Origin of the sequence: Ureibacillus massiliensis 4400831 = CIP 108448 = CCUG 49529 (assembly GCF_000772965.1) — a bacterium.
GTDB lineage: Bacteria > Bacillota > Bacilli > Bacillales_A > Planococcaceae > Ureibacillus > Ureibacillus massiliensis.
The window spans coordinates 1-20,463 of the sequence record NZ_JPVQ01000037.1 but is presented as its reverse complement, the minus strand read 5'-3'; the positions used below and the strand labels follow the sequence as shown (position 1 = coordinate 20,463).

The window sequence follows — 20,463 nt, the reverse complement described above, 5'->3', positions numbered from 1 at the left end:
GTTTAAAAATCAAAAATTTAGAAATTAGATAATTCGATAAATAATCAAATAAAAATCGACAGTAATAATGGTACAATAATGGAAAAAACGGAGGTTGTGAAGTCCTATTAGCATAGAAAATAGTGGATAATGCAATAGAATTGAATTCAACTAACTGAAGTAAATCACAAGGAGCAAATAAAGTGGAACATTTAATTTATATAAACTTAAAGAAAATTGAGCTTTCTGGTATTCGTAAGTTTACCAATATGCTTGTTGACTATCCAAATGCTATTAATTTAACAATCGGCCAACCGGATTTTCCAACTCCTAGCCATGTAAAGGACAAGGCGAAGGAAGCAATTGACCAAAATTATACGACATATACTCCAAATGCAGGGATATTAGAATTGCGCAAAGCTATCTCGAAATTTTATGGTGAGAAGTATGGTTTATCCTACAATCCACAGGATGAAATTATCGTGACTCATGGTGCATCTGGAGCGTTAACAATCGCTTTAAGAACAATTTTAGATGAAGGCTGTGAAGTGATTTTATCGTCTCCTGCTTATCCAGGTTATATTCCATTAATTGAGCTTTGTGGAGCAGTTCCTGTTTGTGTTGATACAGCTGCTACTGATTTTGTTTTAACAGCTGAGCTAATCGAAAAAAATTTAACGGATAAAACAAGGTGTATTATTCTTCCTTCTCCAAGCAATCCAATTGGATCGGTTATTGATGAAAAGGAATTGGAGAAAATCGCTACATTATTAAAAGATAAAGAAATTTTTATCATTTCAGATGAAATTTATAGTGAGCTCATTTATGAGAAATCACATAAATCCATTGCTTCTTTTGAAGGTATGAGAGAGAAATCCATTGTTATTAATGGGGTTTCAAAGTCACATTCTATGACAGGTTGGAGAATTGGTTATACCCTTGCACCAAGCTATATAACAAAGGAAATGACGAAGCTAAACGGTTATTATATTAGCTGTGCAACAAGTATAAGCCAATATGCTGCTCTTGAAGCGTTGACGAATGGGTTGAATGATCCTGTTAAAATGAAAAAAGAATATCAAGCCCGCAGAGATTATGTTTATAAACGTCTTGTTGATATGGGCATTGATGTTGTAAAACCACAGGGAGCCTTTTATATTTTCCCTTCGATTAAAAAAACTAATATGACCTCCTTTGATTTTTGTATCGAATTATTAAAGGAGCAAGAGCTTGCAACTGTTCCGGGAAGTGCATTTTCTGATGCTGGGGAAGGGTATATTCGTCTGTCATTCGCACAGCCTTTAGAGGTATTAGAAAAAGGAATGGATCGCCTAGAGAAGTTTATGGAGAAATTTAAATAATAAGAAGGGGCCGTTCAGATTTTTGATCGGCCTTTTTTATTTTATAAAGTTAAGGTAATTGTGATAGATTTCTCAATAATAACGGGATTTCTATTTTGTTATAAGATACCACCCAGTTTCCCTTGGTCCATTTCTTTTTTTAGTCTCTTCTCTTCTTTTTTTCGTTCGCGAAGGTTTCGGAAAAAGTCTGTTAGCATTTGACCACATTCCTCTGCTAATACGCCCTCGGTAACGTCACACTCATGGTTAAAGCGAGCGTCGTTTAGTAATCGGTATAAGGAGTCCACACAGCCAGCTTTCATATCCCTTGCACCGTAAACGACACGCGGTATTCGCGACTGCAAAATAGCCCCTGCGCACATTGGACAAGGCTCTAATGTCACATAAAGGGTCGTTTCCTCTAGCCGCCAGCTCCCAATGGCTTCACAGGCTTGTTGAATAGCCATTAATTCCGCATGAGTGACTGCGTTTTGGGACGTTTCACGCAAATTATGAGCGCGAGCAATAATTTCATTTTGGTAGACGATGACAGCACCAATTGGTACCTCACCAAGATTCGCTGCTTTTTTTGCTTCTTCAATAGCAGCTTTCATAAATTCTAAATCTTTTTCTAAGACATCCACAACCATCTCTCCTTAGCTGCTAGTGTATCATGAAAGAAAGTTACCGCTCAATTAATGGAACAATGCTTAAAGACTAGTAAATAATACAAGGATATATAATAATTACTTATATCATTCCATCTCTCTATCTGTTTTTCGACATGCGCATATGATAAAATGTATAACATTGACGAATTTAGACTTAAAGGGGGACTTCTCATGTCTGTTCCATTTATTACAGTAGAGGGTCCGATTGGTGTAGGAAAGACGTCTTTATCAAAGGCGATTTCTGACTTATTCGGCTATCATCTATTAAAAGAGATTGTGGATGAAAACCCGTTTCTTGGGAAGTTTTACGAAGATATCAATGAGTGGAGCTTTCAAACAGAAATGTTCTTCCTTTGTAATCGATATAAACAACTAACAGATATAAAGAACCATATATTAGAAACAGGGTCGCCTGTTGTAGCGGATTATCATATTTTGAAAAATTTAATTTTTGCAAAGCGTACGTTAAAACCTTCTGAATATGAAAAGTATGAGGCTATTTATAAAATTTTAACGGCAGATATGCCCAGACCAAATATGATTATCTATTTGCATGCAAGCATTGATACGTTAATGAATCGAATTGCTTTGCGCGGAAGAGAATTTGAAAAAATGATTACCCGTGATTACATAGAACAATTAGCCTCAGATTACCACGAATTTTTCCAGCATTTTGTAACTTTACATCCGGAAATTCCCGTAATTCAGCTAAATGGGGATCGTATTGATTTTGTGAAAAATAAAGAAGACTTACAAACTGTCCTAAAAATGGTTGAAGAAACGATACAAAAAGGAGTTCACACCGAGAATGAATCTAAGAGAAAAATATAACATTCCTGCAAATACCGTTATTACGATTGCGGGAACAGTAGGTGTGGGGAAATCAACAATGACAAATGCATTGGCACAAGCGTTAAACTTCCGCACATCTTTTGAAAAAGTAGACACAAACCCGTATTTAGATAAATTTTATGATGATTTTGAAAAATGGAGCTTCCACCTTCAAATTTATTTCCTTGCAGAGCGCTTTAAGGAGCAAAAACGTATTTTTGAATATGGAGGTGGCTTCATTCAAGACCGTTCGATCTATGAGGATACAGGGATTTTTGCGAAAATGCACTATGATAAAGGGACAATGAGTCCAGTTGATTATGAAACATATACAAATTTGTTTGATGCGATGGTGATGACACCTTATTTCCCTCATCCTGATTTGCTTATCTATTTAGAAGGACCGATTGATGATATTATCGCTCGGATTAGAGAGCGCGGTCGTGAAATGGAACAGCAAACACCATTAGATTATTGGGTTGAAATGCACAAACGTTATGAAGATTGGATTAATAACTTCAATGCCTGTCCAGTGTTACGTTTAGACATTAATGATTATGATTTAATGGAAAATCCAGCGCAAATTGAAAGTATTGTAGAGCGTATTTCATATATGCTTCAACAAACTTCCCATTTAAGAAAATAAAATTGATTGCCACCCTTTTTAACTGGGTGGCTTTTTCATTGTTTATTATTTCATCGGGATGTTTGTTATAATATTTGCTAAAGTCAACCGTACGTAACTATTAAATTGAAATTTGGTGAAGTAGATGAAAAATGATCATGAGGAACAAGATTCTACACAATTTTCCGAACAAGAGTTAAAGAATGTTTTACTATCCTATAAAGATGAAATAAAGGAAACACGCTTGCCACAGCTAGCTTATTTAATTATTCGAAAGGCAATTCGTAATTTAGAGTTGCCGCCAGGAGAAACCTTTTTAGAGCGTGAAATGACGGAAATGCTTAATATGAGTCGGACACCAGTAAGAGAGGCTTTAGTCCGGTTAGAAATGGATGGGTGGATTCGTCTTATTCCACGAAAAGGTTTTAGTGTTGAGCCTATTTTAAAAGAGAGTATTCAACAAATATGTCAGATTGCTGAGGCGCTAGACGGCGTTGCTGCTGAGCTTGCTACAGTAAACATTGATGAGGAAAACCTTAATAAATTGGAGTCGCTCATTGACCTACAGGAAAGCCTATTATATGAAAGTAATTTAAAAGAGTGGGCTGATGTGGATGATGAGTTTCATAATTTAATCATTAAGCACTCAAAAAATGAACGTTTAAAAAGTGTGATGGATAGCCATTCAGATCAGCTTTACCGCGCACGAGTATACACCATTAATGATCGAGAACTCCCGGTTCGTTCTATTATTGAGCACCGGGCAATCGTTGCTGCAATGAAGGCGCGAGATAGTAAAGCGGCACAAACCTTAATGCACTCCCACAGAAAGCGTGGAAGCCAAGAAATTTTAGCTATATTAGAAAGTAAGACAAAAAAATAATTATAAATGCTATGTGGAAAAGATATTTTCATTTTGAAGATATCTTTTTTTATTTGGTTTAATGTATACGTTATATGCGATGGATTCTAGTTTTTATTATTTTTAATACCTATATTGACATTAATGTATACATTAATGTACACTTTAAACAGTTAATTAATTACTTTAATTATCCACACGGAGGGGATTTTGTGAGAATTTTAGAGATAAGAGAGAAAGCGGTACCGATTAAATCAAGTATTAGTAATGCATACATTGATTTCACTAAAATGACTGCATCCATTGTTGCAATCGTAACGGATGTTGTGAAAAATGGTAAGCGCGTAATAGGTTATGGTTTTAATTCAAATGGTCGTTATGCACCGAGTGGTATTTTACGTGAACGTTTTATCCCTCGCCTACTAGAGGCAAAGCCAGATGATTATTTAAATGAAGAAGGGACAAACCTAGATCCTCATAAAATTTGGGATATTTTAATGACTGGGGAAAAACCGGGTGGGCATGGAGAAAGATCCGTTGCTGTTGGGACTTTAGATATGGCGGTATGGGACGCTGTTTCAAAAATTGAAGAAAAACCACTTTATCAACTTCTTGCTGAACGTTATAGAGGTGAAAAACCTGACGACAAAGTATTTGTTTATGCAGCAGGGGGCTACTATCAACCTGGAAAAGGTTATAAAGAACTTCAGGATGAAATGAAAGGCTACTTAGACTTAGGCTATTCTGTTGTAAAAATGAAAATCGGAAACTCTTTAGAGGAAGATCTTCGCAGAATTGAAGCTGTATTAGAGGTGGTACCATCTGGACAATCGCTAGCAGTTGATGCGAATGGTCGCTTTGATATGGAAACAGCAATTAGCTATGCTAAAGCTTTAGAACCATATAATCTGTTTTGGTATGAAGAGGCAGGAGATCCACTAGACTATGAAATCCAAGCCGAACTTGCAAAGCACTACAAAAATCCAATGGCTACTGGAGAAAATCTCTTCTCTATGCAAGATGCTCGTAACCTCATTCGATATGGCGGCATGAGACCAGATCGAGACTATTTACAATTTGACTGTGCACTAAGCTATGGTCTAGTAGAATATATGAGAATTTTAGATATGTTAAAAGAACATGGCTGGTCACCACGTCGTTGTATTCCACATGGTGGACATCAAATGTCATTAAATATTGCTGCTGGATTAGGCTTAGGTGGCAATGAATCTTATCCGGGAGTGTTTGAACCCTTCGGTGGTTTTGCAGATCATATTCCTGTTGAAAATGGTTATGTTGGACTACCTGATGTACCAGGTATCGGTTTTGAAACAAAAGCACCATTAATCAAGCTGCTTCATTCATTAGCAGAGTAAACAACCACATCCTGAGTACCCGAAAGTTATAACTATGACCTTCGGGTGCTCTTTTTTTAAAAAATTTTCTCGAAGTTGTTTAACCTATGAAAATGAGTTAAGATAATTGTGAATTTACATAACTTTTGAAGGAGGAGTAAAAATTGACAAGTAATAGCTCTTTTTCAAAAGTACCTCGAAGAAAGTTAGCAGACGTAGTTTTAGAGCAGCTTCAACAGAGAATCTTTTCAGGAAGCTATAAAGTGGGGGATCGATTGCCTCCAGAGCCACAGCTGATGGAAGAGCTCGGTGTTGGGCGTTCAACTCTACGAGAAGTAATACAAGTGCTAGTGCATGCAGGTATTTTGGAGGTAAAGCAAGGTCAAGGAACGCATATTATCTCCCTCGAAGAAAAAACATCTTCCTTTGAGGATTTATTGGCTAAAAGTGATATCCAACATGTATATGAAGCACGTGCGATGCTCGATAAGCAGGTAGCAGAACTTGCTTCAAAAAGACGTACGAATGAAGATATGCTAATATTGAAGTCTTTCCTCGATCAGAGAAAACGTATGCTTCAAGAGGGAAATTATAATGCGTACATTGAGGCAGATGTTCAATTTCATTTAGCAATTGCAAAGGCGAGTCATAATCCTATACTAGAAAGTATGTACAGCGCATTTATTCCAACCCTTCGACAAATTTTAAGTAAGCTTATATTAAATACGGTCGATTATCAAGATAACACGTTGTATCATGAAAAGCTGTATCAAGCGATTTTAAATCAAAATGTGAAGGAAGCAGTTGAAATAATATCTAAAAATTTGGAACGATAAAACGTGTTCCAAATTTATTTAACCCTAAACATCTGATGATATGATGAATTGAGGAGGAGAAATATGAGAACAAAGTTTGCTGGATCTATATTTTTATTGTTAATTGTTGCCTTTAATTTACGACTTGGAATTGCATCAATGTCGCCTGTGCTTGAAAATATACGTTCAGATTTAGACATGACGAATTTCGAGGTTAGCTTTCTTACAGCTATTCCAGTTTTCTGTATGGGCTTTTTTGCATTATTCACTACAAAATTAAGTAATCGATTTGGAGCAGAAAAAACGATTGCCCTTTGTTTAGGTTTAATTGGCGTTGCCACAACCTATAGATTTTTTTCGGGATCGCCGCTTAGTTTATTTTGTACAGCCTTACTCATTGGGGTTGGAATCGCAATATGCGGACCATTGCTTTCAGGATTTATTAAAAAATCTTTTCCAAATAAGATTGGAATTATGATTGGGGTTTATTCTGTTGGGATGGGATTAGGAGCTTCTGTAAGTGCGGGATTAACAGCGCCCTTTGAAGCAATATTCAACGGATCATGGAATGTTGCAATAGCTAGTTGGGGTATATTTGCCTTCATCGCACTTATATGCTGGGTTCCTTTTATGAAAAAGGATAAAGAGGACATAGAGGCAAAAGAAATCAAACTACCAATTAATAAAATGAAAGCATGGATAATAACACTAATTTTCGGATTACAATCAGGAGCCTTCTATTGTATTAGCACTTGGTTGGCTCCATTTGCACAAGCAACCGGATTCACCCAAGCACAAGCCGGAACATTAATTACGTTTTTTACGATAATTCAAATGTCTTTTAGCTTTATCATTCCTGCCTTAGTTGATCGGATTGGAACGGTTAAAGGCTGGCTTATTGTAAGTAGTGCTTGTACATTTATTGGATTATTATTATTCATTCTTTCAACTGGAGGCCCTTGGATTGCCACTATTTTTATTGCGATTGGCTTAGGTGGTGTATTTCCTTTAGCGCTAGCTTTACCGTTATACGCAACAGAAACGGGGGAGGAGTCAAGTGCTTGGACTGCCATGATGCAAGGATTTGGTTATATACTGGGGGGCATTATACCTGTGTTAGCCGGATATTTACGTGATGTTACAAATAGTGATTTGCCCATTTTTTCAGTGCTCGCACTATTTTGTATAGTCCTTATGATTCTAGTAGGAACTTTAAGGGAAACGAGATAAATATATAAATCTACAATCGTATATAACACTTTGGATAATCGAAGTGCAATTCTTTTAAAAAAATGAGTAAAGGGCACTATCCTTCAAAATAGCATTTTGTTAATTAAATAGGAGAAAGTTGGATTATTTAAACAATCTTAAATGACAAAAAAGCTGTTCAGAAGTTACAGTTTCTGAACAGCTCATTTCCAATATATTAACCTATAATTTGATAGATAAAATTAAATAAAAATAATCCGGCAATTACAAGCATTGGCAGTGTGATTTCTTTTGCCTTACCAATCGCGATCTTTAAAATTGGGTAAAGGATAAAACCTATTGCAATTCCATCTGCAATGCTGTAAGTAAAAGGAATCATGGCAATGATGAAAATTGCTGGGAAGCTTTCGCTTAAGTCTTCAAAATCCAAATGACGGATATTTTGAAGCATTAATCCCCCAATAATTATTAAGATGGGTGCAATTGCGCTATTTGGAATAAGCTGAATGATCGGAATGCAAAAGGCTGACAGTAAAAATAAAACTCCTGTTGTCACTGCGGTTAAACCCGTTCTTCCACCAGCAGCCATACTAGCAGTACTTTCTACTGCTGGAACGGTTGGACTGGTCCCAAATAACCCTGAAAGCATGGATGATACGGAATTAGCTTGAAAAGCACGTGCAAATTTTTCAGACCGATTGATGAACGATACTTGTCCAGATACAAGTCCGATGTTTTCAAATACAAGAACCATAGTAAGTGAAAATACAGCAATCCAAAATGTCATTGATAGGATATTATCAAATGACATCGCACCAAATACGCCCATATAATCACCTAAAGAGAATGCCTCTCCTTGTGCTTGTTGGAAGTTTATCAAACCAAGTAGCCATGCAATGAATGTACCTGCAATCATCGTAATCAAAAAATTACCCGGTGTATTCCGTATGAACAAAAAGATGGCAATAAGAAAAGTTAAAATGGTTGCGATTACTTGGGGTTCCCCTAAATTACCAAGAGCGATAATTGAATTTGTTCCTTTGACAACAATGCCACCCTTTTCAAGTCCGATTAGCATTAAAAATAATCCAAGTCCCACTGTAACCGCCTCTTTTAAGGAATGGGGAATCGAATTACTTAAGACAGTCGAAAAACGAGAAAAAGCAATGACCATAAAAATTATCCCTGAGACAAAAACAACAGCTAACGCTTCTTGCCAGGACATGCCCATAGATTGAACAATGGTGTAAGAGAATAATGCATTAATCCCCATTCCTGGTACAAGAAGAATCGGGACATTTGCCCAAAATCCCATCATTAAACACCCTACAACAGAAGAAACAATTGTAGCTACCATCGCTGCTTCCAATGGAATACCAGCTTCCGATAAAATCAAAGAGTTTACGACGATAATATAAACAATTGTAAAAAAGCCAACTACCCCGGCCAATACTTCACGCTTCATCGTCGTCTCATTTTGCTCAAGCTGAAAGAGTTTGTTAAACCAATTACTCTTCATAAATTTTACTACCTAACTATTCAATTAGCCCTCTCCCTACCCGCTTTCCCTGTAAATCAGGTAAGCCACAAAGAAGATATTAACATATATTTTTTAGCTCGCCAATAACCCGAGATATTCTTGAAATAGTTAGAAAAGTTGAATGTTAAGGGGAAATTTTCGACTATATAATGAACTGACTTTCCATTAAAATTCAATCATTTTTTGTTTTTTAACAAGTTGTATATGTGATCGTTCAATTACATCTAAAAAATTCTCTATGTGATCGTTATAATGCATAGCATAAATTTTTCTATGAAGATTTTCTGGGTAATAGTCAAGCACCTCTTGTAAGGTCGAATGTGCACCGTTAAATGTAAAGCTGACATCTTGGAAAATTGCAGTTGTATTATTATCAATTTGCCCAAGGAGCTTAGCATCTTCTAATCGTTTTACATCAGATGAAAATATGATGTTGAGATCTTTCCGAGCTAGTTTAAATCCAAAGCTTAGCATTCCTTCAGCATGAGCATCACTCGTATCAAAAGGCGAAAATACATAGTCTCCAATTTTGTAACTTTCCCTGTCATTTAAACAAATAAAATCACAAAAATCATCCACAGTTCGACCTTGGTTTTCTAGCCCATTACGTAATAATGCACTCAAGGAATCGAATAACTTTTCATGTATGATGATTGTTGTTTTCAATGGCACATGTTCCCCTTCTTCAAAATGCCAAAAACGTTGCAATACTAATTCCTCTAAACCACCAACATGATCAAAATGAAGGTGTGAAATAAAGATAAAATGTATATCACGATAATGAAATCCAGCTTCAGGTAAGCTATAGCGCAAAGTAGTTCCAGCATCAATTAACATGCATTTTTCATCTAATTGCATGATATAGTTATTATGATAACTAGTTTTTGTGAAGGCACCACCTACACCTAAAGGTATTATTTTCATGTAACATACTCCTTTTATTTACATGGATTTAATATTTCCAATTTATAATGAATTGTAGCAAACAATTGGGGGAATAAAAAATGAATGTCGCGATATATTGTGGTTCTCAAACAGGAAAAAATACAGTTTATATAGAAAAGGCAAAAGAACTTGGAGAACAATTAGCCAAAGCGTCAATTGGAATTGTATATGGCGGTTCAAATGTGGGCTTAATGGGGGCCGTTGCAGATGCAGCATTAGCCTATAATGGAAATGTCATTGGGATTATGCCGGAGCATTTACAAAAACGTGAAATTGCCCATTTACATTTAACTGAAATTCATTTTGTTGAATCAATGCATGAGCGAAAAAAGAAAATGATTGATTTGTCCGATGCTTACATTGCTCTCCCAGGTGGATGTGGCACGCTGGATGAATATTTTGAAGTGTTTACCTGGGCACAGATTGGCTTACATAATAATCCAGTTATTTTATATAATATAAACGGTTTTTATGATGCACTCATTTTACATTTTAACAAGATGTTTGAAGAAGGCTTTATTAGAGAAGAACAAAGGGAGATTTTACAGGTTGCAACGAAGCCGGAAGAGATTTTAGCGATATTGAAAGGGAAATAAAGAGAACGTAGATCCACAATGAATATAAATAATTGTTAAGCACCCCCTGTAGGTAAATTGTATCTACAGGGGGTTTGAATTTTAGTTCAAAATAAAAGCAACTAATAATGGAATCGACATTAAGACTAATACGCCAAATGCCCATAAAACCTGTTTAGCAGTAGACATATTTTTGGGGCGAATACTGATTGTGTCATATAAGTCATTTACTGCTCGCTGTTCTTTTTGATAAAGCATCTTTTGAAATGCATCATAATTATCTATATAAGAATAGGGTGATTCGTACCCAAATCGAAGGGCGCGAATATCATCTGTCACATCTTGATTATCATGAAAATAGAGTATGGTTGGGGCAAGCCCTCCCGTTGATTTAGCAATAACGTCAATATCATTCGTCACCATTCTATATCCTATTTCCCCATTTTCCTTCTGATACTGGGCGATTAATCGATTAACTTTCATCAATGTCACTCCTCATTTTTAATATGTAAAAATTCTTGTTTAGAAGAGCCTTTTTCATCCGACATTGTAACCATTTCCCTCTTTTTTAATCGTTAGATGGGAGTCAAAATGGTGAAGTACATAATAAAACTTGAAAAAATCTATTTAACTTATTTTATTATTACTATATTATTTAAATTATTAAAATATTTGGAATTTAGGGGTGTAAAAAAATGGAAACAATCACAATTCAAGAAAGATTTTTGGCTCTGCCCACTACTGCTATCTCAGATGCAACAGGGGGACATACAAATGTAGATGCAAGTATTAAACCTCTTTCAGATCATTTCAAAATTGCAGGAAGAGTTGTTACTGTTCGATTACCCGATGGCGAAAATGGTGCGGTGTTAGAGGCAATTAGTAAAGCAGAAAAAGGGGATATTTTAGTTATCGATGCAAAAGGAAATAGAAATCGAGCGGTAGCTGGAGATTTTGTGGTTTCTCTTGCAAAAGGAGTAGGCATACAAGGCTTTGTAGTAGATGGAGTTATTCGTGATATCGCAGCCATTCGCGAACTTGATTTCCCAGTATTTGCTTTAGGTACAACAGTTGCTGCTGGTAATAAACATGGTGGTGGTGCTGTAGGTGTGCCTATTTCTATTGGTGGCGTAGCAATTCATCCAGGGGATTTTGTAATTGGAGATATCGACGGAGTCATCGTTGTGCCACAAACGGATTTGGAGAAAGTTGTTGAAGCTGCTGAGGAAAAATTAGCAAAGGATATGGCGCGTGAAAGGGAAGCTCTTGGAGATGGTGAAGCATCTATTCGCGCTTACTTAGCAAAGGTTTTAGCGAAATAAAAAAAGCTGCGAAACTTGGATTTCGCAGCTTTTATATGTGGTTTTATGAAAATAAAAAAACGTTACGAACAATCGTAACGAATAAGTTAATGTTTAGGTTAAGAAAATGGCGGAGGCAGTAGGATTTGAACCCACGCGCGGTTTAACCCGCCTGTCGGTTTTCAAGACCGATCCCTTCAGCCAGACTTGGGTATGCCTCCGTATTGTGTCGATTTCTTTCGACAAAAAATACTATATCATGTTATGAAAAGATGGTCAACAAAAAAGTGATATTAATTTGAATGAAATTTTATTTTTATAATACACATTTTTCATTTTCCTTAATTACCATAACTAAACATTGCATTATTACCGTTATATAAAGTATACTAGTTTATGCCGTGCTAGGTGGGGAGGTAGCGGTGCCCTGTAACTCGCAATCCGCTCTAGCGAGACTGAAGCCCTTTCCGAGGCTGCCCGCATGTAGGGTCTGCCTCTTGCACGTAGTGTTGACGGTTGGGTCCTGCGCAATGGATACCCATGAACCATGTCAGGTCCGGAAGGAAGCAGCATTAAGTGGTCATATCCATGTGCCGCGGGGTTGCCTGACCCGAGCTGTCGACAAGAGTAACGCTTATGTGCGGCTGTCGAAGAAAGGTGCACGGCATTAATGTGCAAATAATCCGCTCGTCTTTTATGACGAGCGTTTTTTTATGAAAAAAATAATAAAGTTAACATAAAGAGAACAACTCGAACTTCAAAAGCTCCCCATACAAGTAGCCAGATTTTTATTTTTTGATCTGTCTACTTTAAGGGGAGCATATTATTTCTAAGATTGTTCTCTTTTTTATGTTTAAAAAATTTAGCATTATTTCTTAATATGGTTAAAAATTGGAACTATGTACGATAAAAATCGTACTAATTAATAAATAGTAATAAAAGGGGTTGGAGTGGTTGAAAAGGTATGGTTACATCTTGCTGTTTTTTATCATGTTTAGTTTTGTTCCTTTTAGTAATGTAAGTGCAGCACCTAATTTAAGTATAGAAGCCAACGTAGGAATTTCAAATAATATAAAAACCTATACGCCATTTCCTGTGGAAGTAACGATTACGAATAACGGCACAGCTTTTTCAGGGGATTTTGTTATTGATACGTCTGTTTCTTACAGTATAGGTTCAGCGAAGGTATACCCTCTGGAAATTGCAGAAGGTGAAACAAAGACCCTTCAGCTCTATTTAGAGGGACTGTCGGAAGATTACTTCTATATGGACAAACAAGACCAGTCCTTTTATTTTTATGAGGGCGGAATTGAAAACGGAAGATTAATCGATTATACAGGTGATAAAATTTTAAGGCCAATTTCTTTTAATACTGATACGACAGTACTTTATACATTAACGGAAAACAGTGATCGGCTTGCATCGTTTTTAAGAGTCGAACAATTTGCGACAAACAATGTGGAAATATTTCATTTAAATCAGATTGCAGATTTTCAATTCCCTACAGATGTAAGAGGATTAGAAATAGCAGATATTTTAGTGATAGATGATGTTGGTATTTCAGACCTAACAACGGACCAACAGCAAGTGATCCTTAATTGGATAGAGCGCGGTGGGACATTATTATTAGGTGCTTCCAATCAAGTGAATACTTCAATGGGCTTACTCCAAGATTATTTGCCATTAGTACTACTAGATGAACAAGTATCTATATCAAGTGCTAGCTTGGAGACTTACACAAATGGCGGGATTTTTACAGAGAATATTAAAGTAAATCATGCTAATCAAACTGAAAGTAGTAATTTTATTTTTTCGGTGGATAATCAGGTACTAGCTGCGACAACGAATATAGGAAATGGACAGATCGTTCAAACAACATTCTCACTTGGTGACCGAGCACTAACAACTATGGACGGCTACCCAATGTTACTTACTACACTACTACAACTAGACTCAACTCAACCAATAGACGAATATCAAGATTATATTAGAAATCCTATTGACTATTTGCCACTAGAAGTTGGCACCATCAACGAGTTATTCCCATCCTTTGAAGTTTCCGTCACAAATTTAGTAATTATTGTATTGATTTATATATTAATTATTGGCCCTGTATTATATTTCATCTTGAAAAGAATTGATAAAAGAGAACACGCTTGGTGGATTATACCAGCATTGTCGATTGCATTGTCCGTTGTATTGTTTGTTATAGGTGCAAAGGATCGTTTGTTACAATCTCAAATTCAGCAAACGGCTTATTATCAAGTAAATGCTGATGAAAGTTTATCTGGCTATTATATTCAATCAATCTTAACGAATCGAGGTGGAGATTTTACTTTCCAATTAGATGAGGGTACAACTGCATTGCCTTACCGTAACTATAATGCTAATTCAAACACTTTACATAAAAAGGCGTTTGTAAAAGAAAATGAAGACGGGTCATTTATTCAATTAAAAAATTTAAATTACTGGTCAGTGGAATCATTTATAGGAGAGTCGCAAATTTCAAACATAGGAAAGCTAGATATTCAATTATCAACTGAAAATAATATGCTTATTGGAAAAATAACAAATCACTTTCCGTTTGAACTAAAAGATCTTGCAGTTTGGACTGGTGCTTCAGAATTGGCGCTTGGGAATATAAAAGCTGGCGAAACGATTGATGTTTCACTAAAAATATCAGATGGATTACTTTTACCACCATCAATGATTAACTATGGATACTCATATCCGCAAACAAAAGAAGAAATTTATCCTAAGCGTTTAGAGAAAGCGAAATTTGGTGCGAGTGGCATTGTGGAGGAAAATGGCCATCCTGTGATTATTGGCTGGACAGATCAGGCCTTAGTAGGAGTAGAACTTGAAGGAAATGCTACTGTTTCACCAGTGTCTTATATTGCTCAACCATTTAGTCCGGAAATTGAAAGAAAAGGGGTGGCAGAATAATGATAGAAGTGAATGGATTAACGAAAAGATATGGGGCGTTTCTTGCTTTGGATCATTTGGATTTATCGATTGACGAAGGAGTAATCTGTGGTTTTGTTGGTGCAAATGGTGCTGGTAAAACTACTATCTTCTCCATTTTAGCCACTCTTTTATCTCCAACAGAAGGAGATGCATTAATAAACGGAAAAAGTGTGATGAAAGAGCCTGCAGAAGTTCGGAAATTAATAGGGTATATGCCAGATTTCTTTGGAGTATACGACCAGCTAAAAGTAGAGGAATACTTAGACTTTTATGGAGCAAGTTACGGAATTTCTGCTGAGAAACGGAAAACATTGATTCATGAATTATTAGAATTAGTCAATTTAACGGATAAACGCTTTGAATATGTAGACTTATTATCAAGAGGAATGAAACAACGTTTATGTTTAGCTAGAACGCTTATTCATGATCCGAAAATATTGATATTAGATGAGCCGGCTTCCGGATTAGACCCTAGAGCAAGAATTGAAATGCGAGACATCTTGAGGCGTTTAAAATCATTGAATAAGACGATTTTGATTTCCTCACATATTTTACCCGAGCTAGCTGAGATGTGTGATGAGCTTGTTGTTATTGATGGTGGTAAGCTAATTGCCCATGGGAATGTGGAATCTATTCAAATGCAGCTACAAGGAGATAAACGGGTGTATGTAAAAGTACTTGATGGTTTAGAACGTGCACGTGCCTTCTTTGAAGAAAACCCATTGATTTCTTCAATTGAAATTTCTGATGAAAAAATGGAAATTTCCTTTACTTATCGGGGAACAGATGCTGATCAGGTGGAGCTACTTAAAAACGCTCTTCTTTCAAATATATTGATTTATACGTTTTCAGTAGAAGAAAAAGATTTAGAGGATGTCTTCATGGCTATAACAAAGGGAGTGGATCAACCATGATGCAACGATTTTCAAATCCTGTTTTAATAAAGGAGCTAAAATTACGTTTTAGAAACTTTAAAAGTTTTTCAGGATTAATGTTTTATTTAATTCTATTATTTATCTTTGTTGGCGGTTTTTTAAGTATCTTTACGCAATTTACAGGAACGGGCTTTTTCAAACCAGATGAAAGCTTTATGATGTTTACGGTTGTCTCCATTCTTCAAATGGCACTGGCGATGTTTATCACTCCGGGCGTAACTGCAGGAGCTATTAGTTCGGAAAGGGAAAAACAAACATTAAATATTTTGTTAACGACAACTCAAAGTTCAACTCAAATTATTATCGGGAAGCTATTATCTTCCATTGCATTTTTAATTCTCTTGCTTGTGGCGGGGCTTCCGTTATATAGTATCGTGTTTTTATTTGGAGGAGTATCACCTACTCAGTTAATCTCCATTTTTCTATTTTACCTTTTAACAATTGTAGCAATAGGCAGTATTGGCATCATGTTCTCTACAATTACAAAGAAGACAGTTGTAGCAATGATTGCAACTTATGGGGCTATGATATTTTTAGGAGCGGTGAGCGCATTTCTATTCTTTGTTGGTGTAATTCTCGATGATTTAACAACAATAGCACCTTATTCATCAGGGAGTTCATCGGTGTCAAGCTCACCAATTACTTATTTTTGGGCGTGTATTAACCCATTTGCACTCATGATTACAAGCCTCTATCCAGAACTATCAATACAGCTTTCGGAATTAATGGGAATCGATTTTCCAAATTGGATTGTTTATATAATTTTTTATAGTTTAATTACGATTATTTGTTTATTTATCTCCATTAAAAAACTACGCGCAAATATGAAGCATAGTAGATAAAGAAATGAGTATAAAATTCGTGGATTTATGTAGTGATTATTGATTGCATAGGAAAAATAATAGAAACTTATGCTATAATGAACCTACTAAATACGAGAAACTAGAAGGGGAGGAAAAAGTTGACGTATCAAGCATTTTATCGTGTATATCGACCACAATCATTTCGTGAAATGTCTGGTCAAACGCACGTAAAAAGAACGCTTCAAAATGCCCTCCTAGCAAATAAAACAACCCATGCTTATCTTTTTTCTGGTCCACGAGGTACTGGGAAAACAAGTACGGCGAAGATTTTTGCTAAAGCATTAAATTGTGAAAAGGCACCTACCAATGAACCTTGTAATGAATGTGCCACTTGCCTAAGTATTACAGAAGGATCTCATCCGGACGTTATTGAATTCGATGCTGCCTCAAATTCACGTGTTGAAGAAATGCGAGACATTATCGAGAAAGTAAGATTTGCCCCAGCAAATGCTCGGTTTAAAGTGTATATTATCGATGAAGTGCATATGCTTTCAACAAGCGCTTTTAATGCTCTGTTAAAAACATTAGAAGAGCCACCTAGCCATGCTGTATTCATTTTGGCAACAACTGAACCGCATAAACTACCTGCGACGATTATTTCTCGTTGTCAGCGATTTGATTTTAAACGTCTTTCCTCAAATGATATTTTGGAAAGAATGAAAATAATTTTAGAAGATATTGATTTATCCTTCGAGGAGCAAGCTTTAAAAGTAATAGCGCAGGCAGCTGCAGGTGGAATGCGAGATGCATTAAGTTTACTGGACCAAGTCGTATCCTTTAGCGATGCTCAAGTTACACTCGAAGATGCATTACTTGTTACGGGTTCTGTTAGCCAAGATGTCTTTTATGATTTAACTTTTGCTCTAAAAGAAAAAGACATTGCAAAGGTTTTATCACTCATGGAGGGGCTTATTGCTGACGGGAAGGAACCTACTCGATTAGCGGAAGATTTAATTACTTTTTTCCGTGATTTACTATTATTACAAACAAGTAGAGAGCTTGATGAATTATTAGAATTAATAGCACCAGAAGAAAAATTTATTGAATTAGCAAGCATGTTTAACGCCGACATTCTTTATGGATATATTGATATACTATCTAAAACACAGCAAGAGATGCGATATTCACACCACACGAAAATTTATTTAGAAACTGCTTTATTGAAAATGACACAAAACGCTCGTGCAGAAGGTGTGGTGCAGCATTCAAATGCAAATAGTGTTGCAGTAGATCCACTTATGGCTGAAAAAATTACAACATTAGAAAGAATGGTACATCAGTTAACTCAGCAACTTCAAAACGGTGCACAAGTAACAAATACTCCTCAAACAAAAGAATCGTCTCGACCAAGGGTGAAATCCCAAAACTATAATCCACCAGTCGGTCGAATTAAAGAGGTGTTAAAAGGAGCAACGAAGCAGGATATCCAAAAAGTGAAAGGTGCATGGGCACAAGTTCTTGGGCAGCTTCAAAAATCGCAAGCAGCACTTTTAGCAGAAGCAGAACCGGTTGCGGCATCTTCTAGTGCATTTGTGGTAAAATTCAAGTATGATATTCATTGTAAAATGGTTGCCGAAAATACAGACTTTACAGCAATGTTTTCACAATATCTATATCAGTTAACAGATTCAAAATACGATTTACTTTGTATTCCAGATGAAGAGTGGTTTAAACTGCGTGAAGAGTTCATTAAAGAAAATCACTTGGCTGATAAAAAAGAATCAACTGATCATGATGATGAAGTAGCAGCTCAAACAGAACAACCATTTATAGAAGAAATAAATGAGGTTTCTACTGAAGACCCATTAGTGTCTGAGGCTGAGAAATTGTTTGGTAAAGATTTTGTTGAGGTAGTAGAAGACTAATTATTAGGAGGATATAGAATTATGCGTGGAATGGGCAATATGCAAGGTATGATGAAAAAAATGCAAAAAATGCAAAAAGAAATGATGCAAGCACAAGAGGAATTAAACGCGAGAGAGTTTGAAGGTGCTGCAGGTGGCGGTATGGTGAAAATCACTATGAACGGCCAACGAGAAGTACTTGGAGTAAAATTAGACCCTTCTGTTGTAGATCCTGAAGATGTAGAAATGTTAGAGGACCTATTAGTTATTGCAACAAATGATGCTTTAAAGAAAGTAGAAGAAACAACTACTTCAACAATGGGTAAATTCACTCAAGGCTTAAACCTTCCATTCTAGGAGGAACATAAATGTATTACCCTGAACCAATATCAAAGCTAATCGATAGCTTTATGAAATTGCCAGGTATCGGACCGAAGACTGCGGCTCGACTGGCATTTTTCGTTTTAACTATGAAAGAGGATACCGTATCAACCTTTGCAAAGGCTTTAATCGATGCGAAACGCAATTTAACCTATTGTTCGGTTTGTGGACATATTACAGACGTGGATCCATGCCAAATTTGTTCAGATAAACAAAGAGATGTTTCGACAATCTGTGTTGTTCAAGATCCAAAGGACGTAATTGCAATGGAAAAAATGCGTGATTATCATGGGCTTTATCATGTTCTTCATGGCGCTATTTCCCCAATGGATGGCATTGGACCTGAAGATATTAATGTTGCAGCATTAATTACTCGTTTGCAGGATGAACGCGTGCAAGAATTAATATTAGCGACAAACCCTACAATTGAGGGTGAGGCTACAGCAATGTATATTTCTCGCTTAGTAAAACCTTCGGGGATTAAAACAACTCGTATTGCCCATGGTCTACCTGTTGGCGGCGATTTGGAATATGCAGATGAGGTTACATTATCTAAAGCGATAGAAGGACGCAGAGAATTGTAAGAATCCTTTTTTTCAGAAGGCACATTGTTTATATTAGACTAAGGTGAGTGAGCTGTTCGGATGTTTCATCGTAAAAGCAAGCTAAAAAGGGAATATGATGATAAATTAAGAAATCTTATTTTAGATACAAAAGAAGAATGGAACAGTGCAAAGGTTATTGAAGAATTGCTTGATGACTATGATTTAGATGTTATCGCACAAAGGAAAAAAGCAGAAAGTATTCACTTTTACTTATTTAAAGAAGCAAGAATTCGAAAAATATTAATTAAATAACATAAATATGAGTAGCAGCAAAAGCATATGCTCCTATGTATAAAATTTTTTAAAAAGGAGTATTCGATGTTAACATACATATCAGTTGGCATTATTTGCGCGCTACTTATTTTTTGTTTTCTTCTAATAGGAAAGAATGTTGGTTTTGATGTTGTTTTTGAAAAATTTGCGATTATTGGGTTTAGGCTCGCATGTTCATTTGCCATCTTATATATAGCTCACATTATTGCAGATGGTTATAATATCGTAGTGCCAGTAAATCTATTTTCAGCTGTAACAATCACGATCTTAGGAATCCCAGGTTTATTATGTATAGGGGTATTAACAGTTTTTCAATAAAAAATCAAAAAAAGTGTTGCAATGTATATATGAACGTGGTATATTAATTAAGTCGCTACGAGACGCATCAAAAAAATGATAAAAAAATCAAAAAAATGTTGCATTTCATTTGCGATTATGATATAATATTAATGTCGCTTTTATAAATATAGTATTCATATATTTAAATAAAGTTGGCATAATGAACCTTGAAAACTGAACAACAAAACGTTAATGAATTAAACGTTTC

21 protein-coding genes, 1 tRNA gene and 1 other RNA gene are annotated in these 20,463 nt (G+C 36.0%); 18 read left to right on the top strand and 5 right to left on the bottom strand.

Features of this window, described 5'->3' with window-relative positions:
* Window positions 1–182: 182 nt before the first annotated feature.
* Entirely contained in the window at window positions 183–1,340 is a 1,158-nt protein-coding gene (locus tag CD30_RS15280; RefSeq protein WP_036178640.1) for an aminotransferase A, read from the top strand.
* A gap of 98 nt (window positions 1,341–1,438) precedes the next feature.
* Here the strand turns inward: CD30_RS15280 and tadA are convergent, their stop codons facing one another.
* Entirely contained in the window at window positions 1,439–1,963 is a 525-nt protein-coding gene (gene tadA / locus CD30_RS15275) for a tRNA adenosine(34) deaminase TadA (RefSeq protein WP_170933672.1), read from the bottom strand.
* 198 nt (window positions 1,964–2,161) lie between these two features.
* Here tadA and CD30_RS15270 point away from each other — a divergent pair, with 198 nt between their 5' ends.
* From CD30_RS15270 to CD30_RS15245, 6 genes are all read left to right on the top strand, one after another.
* Window positions 2,162–2,821, top strand: coding sequence for a deoxynucleoside kinase (locus CD30_RS15270; protein ID WP_036178636.1), 660 nt, complete (start codon window positions 2,162–2,164; stop codon window positions 2,819–2,821).
* Entirely contained in the window at window positions 2,799–3,467 is a 669-nt protein-coding gene (locus CD30_RS15265) for a deoxynucleoside kinase (RefSeq protein ID WP_036178633.1), read from the top strand. The genes CD30_RS15270 and CD30_RS15265 overlap by 23 nt, the downstream gene beginning before the upstream one ends.
* 124 nt (window positions 3,468–3,591) lie before the next feature.
* Window positions 3,592–4,329: a GntR family transcriptional regulator gene (locus tag CD30_RS15260; protein ID WP_052126253.1), complete on the top strand. Its 738-nt coding sequence runs from the start codon at window positions 3,592–3,594 to the stop codon at window positions 4,327–4,329.
* Window positions 4,330–4,520: 191 nt separating this feature from the next.
* Entirely contained in the window at window positions 4,521–5,684 is a 1,164-nt protein-coding gene (locus tag CD30_RS15255; protein WP_036178630.1) for a mandelate racemase/muconate lactonizing enzyme family protein, read from the top strand.
* 143 nt (window positions 5,685–5,827) lie between these two features.
* A complete protein-coding gene (locus CD30_RS15250) occupies window positions 5,828–6,499 on the top strand; it encodes a FadR/GntR family transcriptional regulator (RefSeq protein WP_036178627.1) in 672 nt (223 codons plus the stop codon).
* 63 nt (window positions 6,500–6,562) lie between these two features.
* Complete coding sequence (locus tag CD30_RS15245; protein ID WP_036178625.1) at window positions 6,563–7,708, top strand: MFS transporter; 1,146 nt, start codon at window positions 6,563–6,565, stop codon at window positions 7,706–7,708.
* 196 nt (window positions 7,709–7,904) lie between these two features.
* Here CD30_RS15245 and CD30_RS15240 read toward each other — a convergent pair whose 3' ends face one another.
* Both CD30_RS15240 and CD30_RS15235 read right to left on the bottom strand, forming a co-directional pair.
* The gene (locus CD30_RS15240; RefSeq protein WP_036178622.1) at window positions 7,905–9,206 is read right to left on the bottom strand and encodes an NCS2 family permease; all 1,302 of its coding nucleotides are present in this window, start codon (window positions 9,204–9,206) and stop codon (window positions 7,905–7,907) included.
* A gap of 186 nt (window positions 9,207–9,392) precedes the next feature.
* Window positions 9,393–10,151 (bottom strand): MBL fold metallo-hydrolase, encoded by a 759-nt coding sequence (locus CD30_RS15235; RefSeq protein ID WP_036178619.1) that lies wholly within the window; start codon window positions 10,149–10,151, stop codon window positions 9,393–9,395.
* Between the two features lie 80 nt (window positions 10,152–10,231).
* On the opposite strand from CD30_RS15235, the gene CD30_RS15230 reads away from it, so the two are divergent.
* Entirely contained in the window at window positions 10,232–10,768 is a 537-nt protein-coding gene (locus CD30_RS15230) for an LOG family protein (RefSeq protein WP_170933671.1), read from the top strand.
* A gap of 81 nt (window positions 10,769–10,849) precedes the next feature.
* Here CD30_RS15230 and CD30_RS15225 read toward each other — a convergent pair whose 3' ends face one another.
* Complete coding sequence (locus CD30_RS15225; RefSeq protein WP_052126252.1) at window positions 10,850–11,230, bottom strand: hypothetical protein; 381 nt, start codon at window positions 11,228–11,230, stop codon at window positions 10,850–10,852.
* A 212-nt stretch (window positions 11,231–11,442) separates the two neighbouring features.
* On the opposite strand from CD30_RS15225, the gene CD30_RS15220 reads away from it, so the two are divergent.
* Entirely contained in the window at window positions 11,443–12,069 is a 627-nt protein-coding gene (locus CD30_RS15220) for an RraA family protein (RefSeq protein ID WP_036178615.1), read from the top strand.
* 107 nt (window positions 12,070–12,176) lie between these two features.
* On the opposite strand, the gene CD30_RS15215 is transcribed toward CD30_RS15220, so the two are convergent.
* Window positions 12,177–12,269, bottom strand: a tRNA-Ser gene (locus CD30_RS15215).
* Window positions 12,270–12,447: 178 nt separating this feature from the next.
* On the opposite strand from CD30_RS15215, the gene ffs reads away from it, so the two are divergent.
* From ffs to CD30_RS15175, 9 genes are all read left to right on the top strand, one after another.
* Window positions 12,448–12,713: signal recognition particle sRNA large type (ffs, locus tag CD30_RS19875), an RNA gene on the top strand.
* Window positions 12,714–13,002: 289 nt separating this feature from the next.
* Entirely contained in the window at window positions 13,003–14,994 is a 1,992-nt protein-coding gene (locus CD30_RS15210; RefSeq protein ID WP_052126251.1) for a hypothetical protein, read from the top strand.
* Window positions 14,994–15,929 carry an ABC transporter ATP-binding protein gene (locus CD30_RS15205; RefSeq protein ID WP_036178612.1) on the top strand — a complete coding sequence of 312 codons (936 nt, stop codon included), beginning with the start codon at window positions 14,994–14,996 and terminating at the stop codon, window positions 15,927–15,929. Before CD30_RS15210 ends, CD30_RS15205 begins: the two co-directional genes overlap by 1 nt.
* Window positions 15,926–16,792 carry an ABC transporter permease gene (locus tag CD30_RS15200; protein ID WP_036178610.1) on the top strand — a complete coding sequence of 289 codons (867 nt, stop codon included), beginning with the start codon at window positions 15,926–15,928 and terminating at the stop codon, window positions 16,790–16,792. Before CD30_RS15205 ends, CD30_RS15200 begins: the two co-directional genes overlap by 4 nt.
* A 119-nt stretch (window positions 16,793–16,911) precedes the next feature.
* Window positions 16,912–18,678, top strand: coding sequence for a DNA polymerase III subunit gamma/tau (gene dnaX / locus CD30_RS15195; protein ID WP_036178607.1), 1,767 nt, complete (start codon window positions 16,912–16,914; stop codon window positions 18,676–18,678).
* Window positions 18,679–18,699: 21 nt separating this feature from the next.
* On the top strand, window positions 18,700–19,014 hold the full coding sequence (locus CD30_RS15190; protein WP_036178604.1) for a YbaB/EbfC family nucleoid-associated protein: 315 nt from the start codon (window positions 18,700–18,702) through the stop codon (window positions 19,012–19,014).
* 11 nt (window positions 19,015–19,025) lie between these two features.
* On the top strand, window positions 19,026–19,622 hold the full coding sequence (gene recR, locus CD30_RS15185; RefSeq protein ID WP_036178601.1) for a recombination mediator RecR: 597 nt from the start codon (window positions 19,026–19,028) through the stop codon (window positions 19,620–19,622).
* Between the two features lie 60 nt (window positions 19,623–19,682).
* Window positions 19,683–19,895 (top strand): YaaL family protein, encoded by a 213-nt coding sequence (locus CD30_RS15180; RefSeq protein ID WP_036178598.1) that lies wholly within the window; start codon window positions 19,683–19,685, stop codon window positions 19,893–19,895.
* Between the two features lie 66 nt (window positions 19,896–19,961).
* Window positions 19,962–20,234, top strand: a complete 273-nt coding sequence (locus tag CD30_RS15175; RefSeq protein WP_036178595.1) for a pro-sigmaK processing inhibitor BofA family protein — start codon at window positions 19,962–19,964, stop codon at window positions 20,232–20,234.
* Window positions 20,235–20,463: the final 229 nt, after the last annotated feature.